The following is a 14,296-nucleotide window of genomic DNA, read 5'->3' on the forward strand; positions in this document are numbered from 1 at the left end:
GCCCATCATGGCGAAGCTCTCTCAGGACGACCTCCTCGCCCAGTTCGAGGAGATGACCCTCATCGAGCTCTCCGAGTTCGTGAAGGCCTTCGAGGAGAAGTTCGACGTCACCGCCGCCGCGGCCGTCGCCGTTGCCGCCCCGGGTGCCCCCGGCGCCGTTGCCGAGGCCGAGGAGGAGAAGGACGAGTTCGACGTCATCCTCACCGGTGCCGGCGACAAGAAGATCCAGGTCATCAAGGTCGTGCGCGAGCTGACCTCCCTGGGTCTGAAGGAGGCCAAGGACCTCGTCGACGGCACCCCGAAGCCGGTCCTCGAGAAGGTCAACAAGGAGGCCGCTGACAAGGCCGCCGAGGCCCTCAAGGCCGCCGGTGCGGGCGTCGAGGTCAAGTAACACCTCTGAGGCCGCCTGACGGCCTCTGCGAAGGGCGATCACCCGTAAGGGTGGTCGCCCTTTGGCGTACCCGCAGTGCCTGACTTGCCCTCCTCTCGTTGGGGAGTAGGGTGATCTTCGTTGTCCCGAAGCAGGGTCCGGAGATGATCCGCTCGGAGCACGGGGCCTTGACGAACGGCCAGCGGCGCGCAATTCTCAGTCCCGTCGTGAGGTCGGCCGGTTCGATCCGGGATCCGAGGTATGGATCGAGGCATGGATCGACTACGAAGAGGGCAGTACTGATACGCGCTCTGTGTTCGAGAGCCGCAGCGTGTTGGTTGAACAACGGCAGGGAAGGGCCTGTTGCCGGTTTCCGGAAACCTGGTCTGGACATCAGTGAGCCAAGTGGCTACACTGACCCTTTGCGCTGCCTGTTAGCTGCCCCCTGCCCGTCGCCAGGGGCATGCCCACGCTCGAGCACATCTGACTGACCGCCTCTGACCTGGTCTTTTCGCCAGATCGGGAGCACCTTGTCTTCTGTGTCGGCTGGGACCGGTACGCGCGTAGTGAGTCCGAGCCCTCGGAAGGACCCCCTCTTGGCCGCCTCGCGCAACGCCTCGACCAATACGAACAACGGTGCCAGCACCGCCCCGCTGCGCATCTCCTTTGCAAAGATCAAGGAGCCCCTCGAGGTTCCGAACCTCCTGGCGCTGCAGACCGAGAGCTTTGACTGGCTGCTCGGCAACGCTGCCTGGAAGTCCCGCGTCGAGTCGGCGCTTGAGAGTGGACAGGACGTCCCCACCAAGTCCGGTCTGGAAGAGATCTTCGAGGAGATCTCGCCGATCGAGGACTTCTCCGGGTCGATGTCGCTGACGTTCCGCGACCACCGGTTCGAGCCGGCGAAGAACTCCGTCGACGAGTGCAAGGAGCGCGACTTCACGTACGCGGCGCCGCTCTTCGTCACGGCCGAGTTCACGAACAACGAGACCGGTGAGATCAAGTCTCAGACGGTCTTCATGGGCGACTTCCCGCTCATGACCAACAAGGGCACCTTCGTCATCAACGGCACCGAGCGCGTCGTCGTGTCGCAGCTCGTCCGTTCCCCGGGTGTCTACTTCGACTCCTCCATCGACAAGACGTCCGACAAGGACATCTTCTCCGCCAAGATCATCCCGTCCCGGGGTGCCTGGCTGGAGATGGAGGTCGACAAGCGCGACATGGTCGGCGTCCGCATCGACCGCAAGCGCAAGCAGTCCGTCACCGTCCTCCTCAAGGCCCTCGGCTGGACCACCGAGCAGATCCTCGAGGAGTTCGGCGAGTACGAGTCCATGCGCGCCACCCTGGAGAAGGACCACACCCAGGGCCAGGACGACGCGCTGCTCGACATCTACCGCAAGCTGCGCCCGGGCGAGCCGCCGACCCGCGAGGCCGCTCAGACGCTGCTCGAGAACCTCTACTTCAACCCGAAGCGCTACGACCTCGCCAAGGTCGGCCGCTACAAGGTGAACAAGAAGCTCGGCGCCGACGAGCCGCTCGACGCCGGTGTGCTCACCACCGACGACATCATCGCGACCATCAAGTACCTCGTGAAGCTCCACGCGGGCGAGACCGAGACCATCGGTGAGTCGGGCCGTTCGATCGTCGTCGAGACCGACGACATCGACCACTTCGGCAACCGTCGTCTGCGCAACGTCGGCGAGCTCATCCAGAACCAGGTCCGCACGGGTCTGGCTCGTATGGAGCGCGTCGTGCGCGAGCGCATGACCACCCAGGACGTCGAGGCGATCACGCCGCAGACCCTGATCAACATCCGGCCGGTCGTCGCCTCCATCAAGGAGTTCTTCGGCACCAGCCAGCTGTCGCAGTTCATGGACCAGAACAACCCGCTGTCGGGTCTGACGCACAAGCGTCGCCTCTCGGCGCTGGGTCCCGGCGGTCTCTCCCGTGAGCGGGCCGGCTTCGAGGTCCGCGACGTGCACCCGTCGCACTACGGCCGCATGTGTCCGATCGAGACCCCCGAAGGCCCGAACATCGGTCTGATCGGCTCGCTCGCGTCCTACGGCCGCGTCAACGCGTTCGGTTTCATCGAGACCCCGTACCGCAAGGTCGTCGACGGCGCCGTCACCGACGAGGTCGACTACGTCACCGCCGACGAGGAAGACCGCTTCGTCATCGCCCAGGCGAACGCCCGCCTGGACGACGAGCTGCGCTTCACCGAGAACCGCGTCCTGGTCCGCAAGCGCGGCGGCGAGGTCGACTACGTCGAGCCGTCGGACGTGGACTACATGGACGTCTCGCCGCGCCAGATGGTGTCCGTCGCCACCGCGATGATCCCCTTCCTCGAGCACGACGACGCCAACCGCGCCCTCATGGGCGCGAACATGATGCGCCAGGCCGTTCCGCTCATCAAGGCGGAGGCCCCGCTCGTCGGCACCGGCATGGAGTACCGCTGCGCGGTCGACGCCGGCGACTCGATCAAGGCGGAGAAGGACGGTGTCGTCCAGGAGGTCTCGGCCGACTACATCACCGTCGCCAACGACGACGGCACGTACACCACGTACCGCGTCGCCAAGTTCTCCCGCTCGAACCAGGGCACCTCGGTCAACCAGAAGGTGATCGTCAACGAGGGCGACCGCATCGTCGAGTCGCAGGTCCTCGCCGACGGCCCGGCGACCGAAGAGGGCGAGATGGCCCTCGGCAAGAACCTGCTCGTCGCGTTCATGCCGTGGGAAGGCCACAACTACGAGGACGCGATCATCCTGTCGCAGCGCCTCGTGCAGGACGACGTCCTCTCCTCGATCCACATCGAGGAGCACGAGGTCGACGCCCGTGACACCAAGCTGGGCCCCGAGGAGATCACCCGGGACATCCCGAACGTCTCCGAGGAGGTCCTCGCCGACCTCGACGAGCGCGGCATCATCCGCATCGGTGCGGACGTCGTCGCCGGCGACATCCTCGTCGGCAAGGTCACGCCCAAGGGTGAGACCGAGCTGACCCCCGAGGAGCGCCTGCTCCGCGCGATCTTCGGTGAGAAGGCCCGCGAGGTGCGTGACACCTCGCTCAAGGTTCCTCACGGTGAGATCGGCAAGGTCATCGGCGTCCGCGTCTTCGACCGCGAGGAGGGCGACGAGCTTCCCCCGGGCGTGAACCAGCTGGTCCGCGTCTACGTCGCCCAGAAGCGCAAGATCACCGACGGTGACAAGCTCGCCGGCCGTCACGGCAACAAGGGTGTTATCTCGAAGATCCTTCCGATCGAGGACATGCCGTTCCTCGAGGACGGAACTCCGGTCGACATCATCCTGAACCCGCTGGGTGTCCCGTCCCGAATGAACCCGGGACAGGTCCTGGAGATCCACCTCGGCTGGCTCGCCAGCCGCGGCTGGGACGTCTCCGGCCTCGCGGACGAGTGGGCGCAGCGCCTCCAGGCGATCGGCGCCGACCAGGTCGCCCCCGGCACCAACGTCGCCACCCCCGTCTTCGACGGTGCGCGTGAGGACGAGCTGGCCGGCCTGCTCCAGCACACGATCCCGAACCGCGACGGCGAGCGCATGGTGCTCCCGACCGGTAAGGCGCGTCTGTTCGACGGCCGCTCCGGCGAGCCGTTCCCGGACCCGATCTCGGTCGGGTACATGTACATCCTCAAGCTGCACCACCTGGTCGACGACAAGCTCCACGCCCGTTCGACCGGTCCGTACTCGATGATCACGCAGCAGCCGCTGGGTGGTAAGGCGCAGTTCGGTGGTCAGCGCTTCGGTGAGATGGAGGTGTGGGCGCTCGAGGCATACGGCGCCGCCTACGCGCTCCAGGAACTCCTGACGATCAAGTCCGACGACGTGACCGGCCGCGTGAAGGTCTACGAGGCCATCGTCAAGGGCGAGAACATCCCCGAGCCGGGCATTCCCGAGTCCTTCAAGGTGCTCATCAAGGAAATGCAGTCGCTCTGCCTCAACGTGGAGGTGCTGTCCTCGGACGGCATGTCCATCGAGATGCGCGACACCGACGAGGACGTCTTCCGCGCGGCGGAGGAGCTCGGTATCGACCTGTCCCGGCGCGAGCCGAGCAGCGTCGAAGAGGTCTGACGGGCCTGGCCGGGGGATCCCAGTGATCCCCCGGCCGTCCCCGGGACCGTTCAGACCATGATTGAGACTCGACCCCGAAAGAGGGATTGACGCACAGTGCTCGACGTCAACTTCTTCGACGAGCTGCGGATCGGCCTTGCCACCGCGGACGACATCCGAACCTGGTCGCACGGCGAGGTCAAGAAGCCGGAGACCATCAACTACCGCACCCTCAAGCCCGAGAAGGACGGACTCTTCTGCGAGAAGATCTTCGGTCCTACCCGGGACTGGGAGTGCTACTGCGGCAAGTACAAGCGTGTCCGCTTCAAGGGCATCATCTGTGAGCGCTGTGGCGTCGAGGTCACGCGCGCCAAGGTGCGCCGTGAGCGGATGGGCCACATCGAGCTCGCCGCTCCCGTCACCCACATCTGGTACTTCAAGGGCGTCCCGTCGCGCCTGGGCTACCTGCTGGACCTCGCGCCGAAGGACCTCGAGAAGGTCATCTACTTCGCCGCGTACATGATCACGTTCGTCGACGACGAGCGCCGTCAGCGCGACCTGCCGTCGCTGGAGGCCCACGTCTCCGTCGAGCGCCAGCAGATCGAGAACCGCCGTGACGCGGACCTCGAAGGCCGTGCCAAGAAGCTCGAGAGCGACCTGGCCGAGCTGGAGGCCGAGGGCGCCAAGGCCGACGTGCGCCGCAAGGTGCGCGAAGGCGCCGAGCGCGAGATGAAGCAGCTCCGCGACCGCGCCCAGCGCGAGATCGACCGCCTCGACGAGGTGTGGAACCGCTTCAAGAACCTCAAGGTCCAGGACCTGGAGGGCGACGAGCTCCTCTACCGCGAGCTGCGTGACCGCTTCGGCACGTACTTCGACGGCTCGATGGGTGCCGCGGCGCTGCAGAAGCGCCTGGAGTCCTTCGACCTGGAGGAGGAGGCCGAGCGCCTCCGCGAGATCATCCGTACCGGCAAGGGCCAGAAGAAGACCCGTGCGCTCAAGCGCCTCAAGGTCGTCTCCGCGTTCCTGCAGACCAGCAACAGCCCCAAGGGCATGGTCCTGGACTGCGTCCCGGTCATCCCGCCGGACCTGCGTCCGATGGTGCAGCTGGACGGTGGCCGCTTCGCGACCTCCGACCTGAACGACCTGTACCGCCGCGTGATCAACCGCAACAACCGCCTGAAGCGCCTTCTCGACCTCGGTGCCCCCGAGATCATCGTGAACAACGAGAAGCGCATGCTCCAGGAGGCCGTGGACGCGCTCTTCGACAACGGTCGTCGCGGCCGCCCGGTGACGGGCCCCGGCAACCGCCCGCTGAAGTCCCTCAGCGACATGCTGAAGGGCAAGCAGGGTCGATTCCGTCAGAACCTTCTCGGCAAGCGCGTGGACTACTCCGCGCGTTCCGTGATCGTCGTCGGTCCGCAGCTGAAGCTGCACCAGTGTGGTCTGCCCAAGGCCATGGCGCTGGAGCTCTTCAAGCCGTTCGTGATGAAGCGCCTGGTCGACCTGAACCACGCGCAGAACATCAAGAGCGCGAAGCGCATGGTCGAGCGCGGCCGCACGGTCGTGTACGACGTGCTCGAAGAGGTCATCGCCGAGCACCCGGTGCTGCTGAACCGTGCGCCCACGCTGCACCGCCTCGGCATCCAGGCCTTCGAGCCCCAGCTGGTCGAAGGCAAGGCCATCCAGATCCACCCGCTCGTCTGCACCGCGTTCAACGCGGACTTCGACGGTGACCAGATGGCCGTCCACCTGCCGCTCTCCGCGGAGGCGCAGGCCGAGGCCCGCATCCTGATGCTGTCCTCGAACAACATCCTCAAGCCGGCCGACGGCCGTCCGGTCACGATGCCGACGCAGGACATGGTCCTGGGTCTGTTCTTCCTGACCACCGACGGTGAGCTCCGTGACGTCAAGGGCGAGGGCCGCGCGTTCGGCTCGACCGCCGAGGCGATCATGGCGTTCGACGCCGGCGAGCTCGCGCTGCAGTCGTCCGTCGACATCCGCTTCCCGGTGGGCACCATCCCGCCGCGCGGCTGGGTGCCGCCGGTCGCCGAAGAGGGCGAGCAGGAGTTCCAGCCGGGCGACAGCTTCCGTCTGAAGACGACCCTGGGTCGCGCGCTCTTCAACGAGCTGCTGCCCGAGGACTACCCGTTCGTCGACTACTCGGTGGGCAAGAAGCAGCTCTCCGAGATCGTCAACGACCTGGCGGAGCGCTACCCCAAGGTCATCGTGGCGGCGACGCTCGACAACCTGAAGGCGGCCGGCTTCCACTGGGCGACCCGTTCGGGCGTCACCGTGGCCATCTCCGACGTCGTCGTGCCCGAGGCCAAGAAGGCCATCGTCGCGGGTTACGAGGCTCAGGACGAGAAGGTCCAGAAGCAGTACGAGCGCGGTCTGATCACCAAGGACGAGCGCACGCAGGAGCTCATCGCGATCTGGACCAAGGCGACCAACGAGGTTGCCGAGGCGATGAACGCGAACTTCCCCAAGACGAACCCCATCTTCATGATGGTTGACTCGGGTGCCCGAGGAAACATGATGCAGATGCGACAGATCGCCGGTATGCGTGGTCTGGTGTCGAACGCGAAGAACGAGACCATCCCGCGTCCGATCAAGGCGTCCTTCCGTGAGGGCCTCACCGTTCTGGAGTACTTCATCTCCACGCACGGTGCCCGTAAGGGTCTGGCGGACACCGCCCTGCGTACCGCCGACTCGGGTTACCTCACCCGTCGTCTGGTGGACGTCTCGCAGGACGTCATCATCCGCGAGGAGGACTGCGGCACCGAGCGCGGCCTCAAGCTCAAGATCGGTGTCAAGGACGAGACCGGTGTCCTGCGCAAGGCGGACGACGTCGAGACCTCCGTGTACGCCCGCATGCTGGCCGAGGACGTCGTCATCGACGGCAAGGTCATCGCGCCGGCGAACGTGGACCTCGGCGACGTGCTCATCGACGCCCTCATCGCGAACGGCGTCGAGGAGGTCAAGACCCGCTCGGTCCTGACCTGCGAGTCCGCGGTCGGCACCTGTGCCTTCTGCTACGGCCGCTCGCTGGCCACCGGCAAGCTCGTCGACATCGGCGAGGCGGTCGGCATCATCGCCGCCCAGTCCATCGGTGAGCCCGGTACCCAGCTGACGATGCGTACCTTCCACACCGGTGGTGTGGCCGGTGACGACATCACGCAGGGTCTGCCGCGTGTCGTCGAGCTCTTCGAGGCCCGTACCCCGAAGGGTGTCGCCCCGATCTCCGAGGCCGCCGGCCGCGTGCGGATCGAGGAGACCGAGAAGACGAAGAAGATCGTCATCACGCCCGACGACGGCAGCGAGGAGACGGCCTTCCCGATCTCCAAGCGCGCCAAGGTCATCGTGCACGAGGGCGACCACGTCGAGGTGGGCCAGAAGCTCACCATGGGTGCCACCAACCCGCACGACGTGCTGCGCATCCTCGGCCAGCGTGCCGTCCAGGTCCACCTGGTCGGCGAAGTCCAGAAGGTCTACAACTCGCAGGGCGTGTCGATCCACGACAAGCACATCGAGATCATCATCCGGCAGATGCTGCGCCGCGTGACGATCATCGAGTCCGGCGACGCGGAGCTCCTGCCGGGCGAGCTCGTCGAGCGCTCGAAGTTCGAGACCGAGAACCGTCGCGTGGTCACCGAGGGCGGTCACCCCGCCTCCGGCCGTCCGCAGCTGATGGGTATCACCAAGGCCTCGCTGGCGACGGAATCCTGGCTGTCGGCCGCCTCCTTCCAGGAGACGACCCGAGTCCTGACGGACGCGGCGATCAACGCCAAGTCCGACAGCCTCATCGGCCTCAAGGAGAACGTCATCATCGGTAAGCTCATCCCGGCCGGTACGGGCCTGTCCCGCTACCGCAACATCCGGGTCGAGCCGACCGAGGAGGCCAAGGCCGCGATGTACTCGGCCGTCGGCTACGACGACATCGACTACTCGCCCTTCGGCACCGGCTCCGGCCAGGCCGTCCCGCTGGAGGACTACGACTACGGCCCGTACAACGGCTGAGTCGGACACGAGCAGTAACCGCAGGGCGGTCACCCGAGAGGGTGGCCGCCCTGCGGCGTTCCTAGCCCTGGAGCTCCAGGTGGCGCTGGAGGTGGTGGAGGCGGGTGCGGTGGTCGGGATGGGTCGAGAGCAGCCGCGACAGGACGCCGCCGTCGTCGGAGGCGGGTGTCTCCTCGGCCAGGACGTCGTGCAGCATCCGGGAGAGCATCGGGGCGAAGCCCAGCGCGGCCGCGTGCCGGTCGGCTCGGAGTTCGGCGCGGCGTCCCACGGCGGCGGACAGGTAGGGCAGCGCGAGCAGGAGCAGCGGCAGGCCGTAGGTCAGGGTCAGGGTGGCGAAGGTGATCCACCCGAAGAGGACGATCAAGATGCCCGCGGCCACGTACGAGAATCCGCTCGCGATGCGTATCAGCTTCACCGTGCCCGCGGCCAGGCCGAGCCAGGCCAGCCGGCCGGGGAGCGCGTACCACCAGCTGAGGAGCCCTGTCCACGCGTGCCCGGCGGTGTGATGGCCCAGCTCGTGGGCGAGTACCGCGGCCAGCTGGGCTTCGGGCAGACGCTCCAGGGCGCGCCGGGTGACGGCGACGATGTGGCCGGCGGCGGCGAGGGCGTTCAGGTCGTCGCTGTCCTCGATCCACAGCTCGTAGCGGTTGCCGTCCACCCCGGCGCGGGCGGTGACCTCACGCCACACGGGGGCGAGCACCGCCAGCTCGGAGGGGAGCGGGTGCTGGAGCCGGAGCAGGTGGCGGGCGAGGAACCGCTCGCTGGGGCGGTGGAACGTGAGGGACCCGGAAACGAGCCACAGCGAGGTCGGAACCCAGGCGGGCAGCCCGAGCCAGGCCTCCAGCAGGGTGGTCGTTCCCAGGACGACGAGCAGGCTCGTCAGGAATCCGGGCAGGTGCAGAGCGAGCCGGCCGAGGGCGGTGGCGTCCGCGGTGCGCTGCCGGGCGCGGTAGTGGACGCGGGTGCCCGGTGGGTGGCGGTAGCCGAGGTCGTCGTGTTCGGGCCGGGGCTGGGAGGGGACGTACGCGGGCGCGGGGGCTTCCGGGTACCGCGGGTACTCGGGCGGGGGACCGGGCGACTCGGCGGGCTTGGTCACGGCGCCTGCTCCGGGTCGACGGGCGGGTGGGGGAGGCGTCCGTAGCCGGGCGGCAGCTCGGGGAGCTCCGGCGTGGGCAGCGTGGCCGGGAGGTGGGGGGCGAGGGCTTCGTTGATCTGCTCGATCATGAGCTGCCGGGTGCGGTCCAGCTCGTGGGCCTCACCGCCGTCCGGGCCCAGCAGTGTCTTGACCTGGTCGATCTGTGAGTGGAGGAGCGCGAGCTGGTGCTTCTCCATGCTGTCCAGCGCGAGCCGGGTGTCCTCGGGGTGGCGGGCCAGATGCAGGGCCCAGGCCTGAACGCCGCCCCGGGCGAAGTGCTGCTGGTAGAAGGCGATCTTCTGGGCCTCGTACCGCTGGAGCTCCAGCTCGTGGCGGGCCGCCTGGAGCCGCCGCTGGTGCTCGATGTTGTCGGCGTCGCGGCGCAGGCGCACCGTCCAGTCGACGCGTAGTCCCGCGCCTTCGCCCAGCGGCTTGCCCGCGCCCACCGTGGCGAGCAGCTCCTCTTCGGCAGCCGCGCTGTCGGCGATGGGGAAGCCGCGCGTCACCGGCCTGCAGGACTGTTCCAGCTCGCCGAGCAGGAGCCGGGGCACGTCACGGCAGCCGCTCTGGACGTACACGGCAGGGTGTGCGACCTGCCAGGTGAGCTCGACCGTCGCCGTGAACTCGTGGGCGTCGTTGTCGCTGGGCAGTGCGATCTCCGCTCGGACGGGATGCGCGCCCATGTCCACTTCGTACACGGCCGTGTAGAGGCGCGCGGTCCTGGGGCGCGGCCGGTTCGGCGGCAGGTACGGCACGTACGTGCCCTTCGGCGTCGCGTAGACCAGGGCGTGGTCGATGCGGGTCGTCCCCTTGCCGCCGAAGTCGAATCGCCCGATCTGGCGGACCGTGACGACGGGGTCGGTCAGCTTGCTGTGCCGCTGGGCGTGTTGGTCGTAGTCGTACATCGTGCGGGCCTTCCCTTCAGGCGGACGTGGGGCGGGTGAGCGCGACGCGCAGGCGGGTGGCGACCTCCGGATACGGGCCGCCGTCCACGCCCTGCGGGTTGCGCAGCAGGTAGTCCAGGCGGGAGGTCTCGCGGGGGGTCGCGGCCAGCCTGGTCAGCAGCGAGGCCAGTGCCCATTCCGTCTTCTCGTCCTGGTCGGCGGCCCGGATCCAGCCGCGCAGCACCTGCTCCGCGTCCTCCGTATAGGCGCGGTCGTCGAGGGCGTCGCGCAGGAGCCGCACGATCGCGGGCGCCGTCGGAGTGTCGTCCTGGTCGGCGCGTGCGTACCAGTCGAGGACCAGCGGGCGGCCGTGTCCGGCCTCCTCGTCCCGTCGGCCGCAGGCGGTGAGGAAGCCGCGCACGGCGAGCTCATGGGTCGAACGGTGGTCGGGGAGGGTCCGCAGCAGCTCGGCGAGGACGCTGTCCGCCCGGGGCGAGAGCAGGAGGAGGGCGACGGACTTCGGGAGTTCGTCGCGCACCTGCGGGTCCGGCTTCTTCTTGCCGTGCTGCCGGTGTGCCTGCGCACGCAGGGCGGCCAGGGCGGCCTCCGGGCGCTCGGTCCCGATCAGCCCCTGGGCCCGCACCGCGACCCAGCAGGGGCGGGGATCGTCGGCGTCCGCGCTCCAGGCGTCGACGATGCGGGGGATGTTCGGCGCGTCGATCTGGTGGGCGAGGGTGAGGGCGCTGACTGCCGTCGTCCGCCTCCGAGCCCTGTCCGAGCGGGCCCAGGGCTCGATGATCAGGGCCATCGCGGACGGCAGGTCCGTGCGCGCGAGTACGGCCGCGGTGGCCGCGGCACGGGTACGCACCAGGGGCCGGCCGTCGTCCGCCAGCTCGTTCAGCCACTTCACCAGGGCGGGCCGGGCGGCGGGATGGCCGGTCCACACCTCCGGCAGCAGGACGAGCGCGGTCCGGTCGTCGCGGAAGGCTGCTTTGAGCTGGGTGACCTCGCCCCACTCGGTGTCCTCGCGCTCCGGGTACGTTCCCGCCCGGGCGAGCTGGAGCCGTTTGCCGATGTGGGTGCTGAAGACGGGGATGGCCTCGTATCGCTTGGGGTCGCCGACCCGCTGGAGCTGGGAGTACAGCAGGTCGCTGAGCTCTGCCGTCAGGGCGTACGGGCCGCCGTCGAAGGCGGCCAAGGCGATGAGGAAGGCCTTCTCCCGCAAATGGACGATCTCCTCGGGCTCCGCGAACCACTCGCGCACCTGGTCCTTCAGCGCGCGCAGGGAGTAGTCGGCCAGCTCGCTCTCGTCGCGCAGGCCCACCGCGTACTGGCGCAACTCGGTCGCGTACCCGACGACCTCGCGGAGTTGGTGGTCGCGAGCGAGGAACTCGTCGACGGCCGGAAGGGCGAGCAAACGGGAGGCGGCCTCGGCTCCGACGTCCACGGTGAGCCGGGCGGCCAGGACCGCCTTCTGGCCCGGAGGTTTCCACTCCTCCGGACGGATGGCGTCCTCCAGGTACGACCCCACACCCGTGGTGATCACCAGGTGGGTCTCCCGTTCGTGCAGGAGGTCGCGGAGGCGATTGAACTGCGCTTCGCGCAGGGGGTCGTCCCGGCTGGTGTTCAGGTCGCACAGCAGGTAGCCGCCGGCTTTGCCGGGCGGGCTCAACAGGCCTGCGAGGTTCCCCGGGGTCGTGGTGCCGTCCAGGGCGTGCACCGGGGTGGCGCCCACCGAGCGGAGGAGCATCAAGGCGGCAGCCCGGCGTCCGGTGAAGGGCGTGCCCGTGAGGACGAGGACCTGCTCCTTCAGGAGCCGGTCGCGGAGCTGCGCGAAGCGGGTCCCCTCGTCGACGAAGACGTCGGACAGCCGGTCCAGGTACGCGGGCGGGATCTCCCCCGATGCCGGGGCGTCGCTGCCCAGGCCGCCGAAGCTGTAGTGGATCTCCGTGGTGACGTTGCCGAAGATCCGGTCGGCCACGACGCCGTGGTTGGTGCCGTCGAACGCCATCGACTTGGGTGCGTGCGCGTGCAGCTCACGACGGGTGGCCCAGGGCTGCTGGGCCTCTTCCTCCGTCTTCTTCTCCTGTTCGGGCGCTTCCCCGTCCTCCCCCGCTGCCTGCTCAGGCTCTCCGGCAGGGTCCGCGGGCTGGTCCGGCTGGTCGCTCACCGGCGGTCACCGAAGATGATGTCGCCGTGGACCACGCCGGCACGGACGGCGTTGCCCTCGATGTGACCGGCGAGGATCCCGTCGTTGACGCCCTGGAAGCGGATTCCGGCGACGTCCGGTCGGCCCTCTCCGACGGTTTCCACCCCCTCTCCCGCTCCTCCGGGTCCCCGAGGGGCCTCCGGAGCCGGGGCCGCCGCGGGCTCGGCGCCCGATCCCGCGGGCAGGGGCCCGTGCAGCCAGGCCCGGAGCGGGCCGTTCTTGCTGGGCACCGTGACCTCGTGGAACTCCTCCGCGGGGATCCCCGGATGGTTGTGACGCACGATCCCGGTGTGAACCGAGGGGGATACGCAGAGGGCGTAGTCATCCGTCCGCTCGCGCAGCGCCGCCCGCAGCGGTTCGCCGTCCAGCAGCCGACAGGCTTCGTTGAGGTCGGTACCCACCCAGCCGTCGTGTTCGTCGATCATGACCATGCCGCTCGCGAGCACCACCCGAAGCCGGAGCTGGGCCGAGCTGGCCGCCAGCCGGTTCATCGCGCGGAGCTGGGCGGGGACCTCCGTCAGCAGGGTGCGGAGCAGGACGTTCAGGGGGACGTGCGGGTCGATCAGCTCCATGACCGAGTCACCCCGGTCGGCGCGCAGCCGTAACGTCCCGTCGACCCCAGCGGCGAGCAGGGTCCGGTCCACGACGTCGTACAGCATCCGGCGAAGGTAGGTCTGCTGGACGTCGTCACGGTCACTGAACCGCTCCGTGTCGACGAGGAGGAAACTCCGGGGCAGCGGGTTGGTCATGATCGCCTCTCGTGGTGGATTCCCGTGGTGACGGCTCGTGAGAAGAGGTTGGCGCAGGCGGGCGCGCCGCCGAGAGGGCGGATGACACACCCGGAGTGTGACGGCCTGCACTGAAGGGGACGGGTCAGCTCTCGCCCTGCGCCCGCGCGATCCGGCGCAGTACGTCCGGGCGCGCGATCACCGTGGTGCGGCGGCCCGTGATGACGACCCCGCGGTCGCGCAGGTGCTTGAGCTCGCGCTGGACCATCTCGCGGGACGCCCCGATGGCCCCGCCTATCTCCTGCTTGCTGAGGGGGACGGTGATCTCGATCCCTCCCTCGGTGCGCCGGCCGTGGGTCCGTGCCAGGTCCTGCAGGAGCACGGCGAGCCGCTCGCGGACGCTCAGCGAGGCGAACTCCAGCCGCCTCCGATCGCCGGCACGTGCGCGGTCCGACGTGAGGGCCAGGAGTTCGAAGGCTGCAGCGGGGACGCGGGCGAGGAAGGAGCGGAAGCGCTCGGGGGCGACAGCCACGGCGCGCACGGGTTCGAGCGCGGTCACGGTGGCGGAGCGGGCGCGCCCCGTCAGGGCGGCGGATTCGCCGACGATGTCGCCCGGGCCGCGCAGGGCGAGCAGGGCCTCTTTGCCGTTGGCGGCGGAGGTGGTGACCTTCGTCCAGCCCTGCAGGATCAGCAGGACGTGGGCGGCGGGCTCGTTCTGGTGGATGAGGTGTGTGCGGGGCGCGAACGTCAGCTCGCGGCCCAGCGCCCGTAACGCTGCGCCGTCCTCGTCCTCCAGGCGGGCCAGGAAGGGGACTCGGTCGTCCAGCCCTCCGTCATCCGCCACGTGCTCCACTGCCATGCGCGCCCCCCGTCGTCAGGGCGGTCAATGTACTGG

Annotated in this window: 8 protein-coding genes; 3 read left to right on the top strand and 5 right to left on the bottom strand. The window is 68.8% G+C overall.

The genetic code is table 11. From position 1 onward, the window contains the following. Window positions 1-7 precede the first annotated feature (7 nt). The 3 genes from rplL (at window position 8) to D1J60_RS20800 (ending at window position 8,445) form a co-directional block, all read left to right on the top strand. Window positions 8-391, top strand: coding sequence for a 50S ribosomal protein L7/L12 (gene rplL / locus D1J60_RS20785; RefSeq protein ID WP_042801558.1), 384 nt, complete (start codon window positions 8-10; stop codon window positions 389-391). Window positions 392-966: 575 nt separating this feature from the next. Then, a complete protein-coding gene (rpoB, locus tag D1J60_RS20795; protein ID WP_125597059.1) occupies window positions 967-4,449 on the top strand; it encodes a DNA-directed RNA polymerase subunit beta in 3,483 nt (1,160 codons plus the stop codon). Between the two features lie 96 nt (window positions 4,450-4,545). Beyond that, a complete protein-coding gene (locus D1J60_RS20800; RefSeq protein WP_007265891.1) occupies window positions 4,546-8,445 on the top strand; it encodes a DNA-directed RNA polymerase subunit beta' in 3,900 nt (1,299 codons plus the stop codon). Between the two features lie 61 nt (window positions 8,446-8,506). Here D1J60_RS20800 and D1J60_RS20805 read toward each other — a convergent pair whose 3' ends face one another. From D1J60_RS20805 to D1J60_RS20825, 5 genes are all read right to left on the bottom strand, one after another. After that, window positions 8,507-9,541: a M48 family metalloprotease gene (locus D1J60_RS20805; RefSeq protein ID WP_125822116.1), complete on the bottom strand. Its 1,035-nt coding sequence runs from the start codon at window positions 9,539-9,541 to the stop codon at window positions 8,507-8,509. Further along, a complete protein-coding gene (locus D1J60_RS20810) occupies window positions 9,538-10,485 on the bottom strand; it encodes a hypothetical protein (protein ID WP_125822117.1) in 948 nt (315 codons plus the stop codon). Before D1J60_RS20810 ends, D1J60_RS20805 begins: the two co-directional genes overlap by 4 nt. Window positions 10,486-10,501: 16 nt before the next feature. Beyond that, a complete protein-coding gene (locus tag D1J60_RS20815) occupies window positions 10,502-12,634 on the bottom strand; it encodes a hypothetical protein (RefSeq protein WP_125822118.1) in 2,133 nt (710 codons plus the stop codon). Further along, on the bottom strand, window positions 12,631-13,422 hold the full coding sequence (locus D1J60_RS20820) for a hypothetical protein (RefSeq protein ID WP_206436550.1): 792 nt from the start codon (window positions 13,420-13,422) through the stop codon (window positions 12,631-12,633). The genes D1J60_RS20815 and D1J60_RS20820 overlap by 4 nt, the downstream gene beginning before the upstream one ends. A gap of 124 nt (window positions 13,423-13,546) precedes the next feature. Then, window positions 13,547-14,260, bottom strand: a complete 714-nt coding sequence (locus D1J60_RS20825; protein ID WP_125822119.1) for a Crp/Fnr family transcriptional regulator — start codon at window positions 14,258-14,260, stop codon at window positions 13,547-13,549. Window positions 14,261-14,296 lie beyond the last annotated feature (36 nt).

The sequence above is a fragment of the Streptomyces sp. W1SF4 genome (assembly GCF_003950035.1).
Classification (GTDB): domain Bacteria; phylum Actinomycetota; class Actinomycetes; order Streptomycetales; family Streptomycetaceae; genus Streptomyces; species Streptomyces racemochromogenes.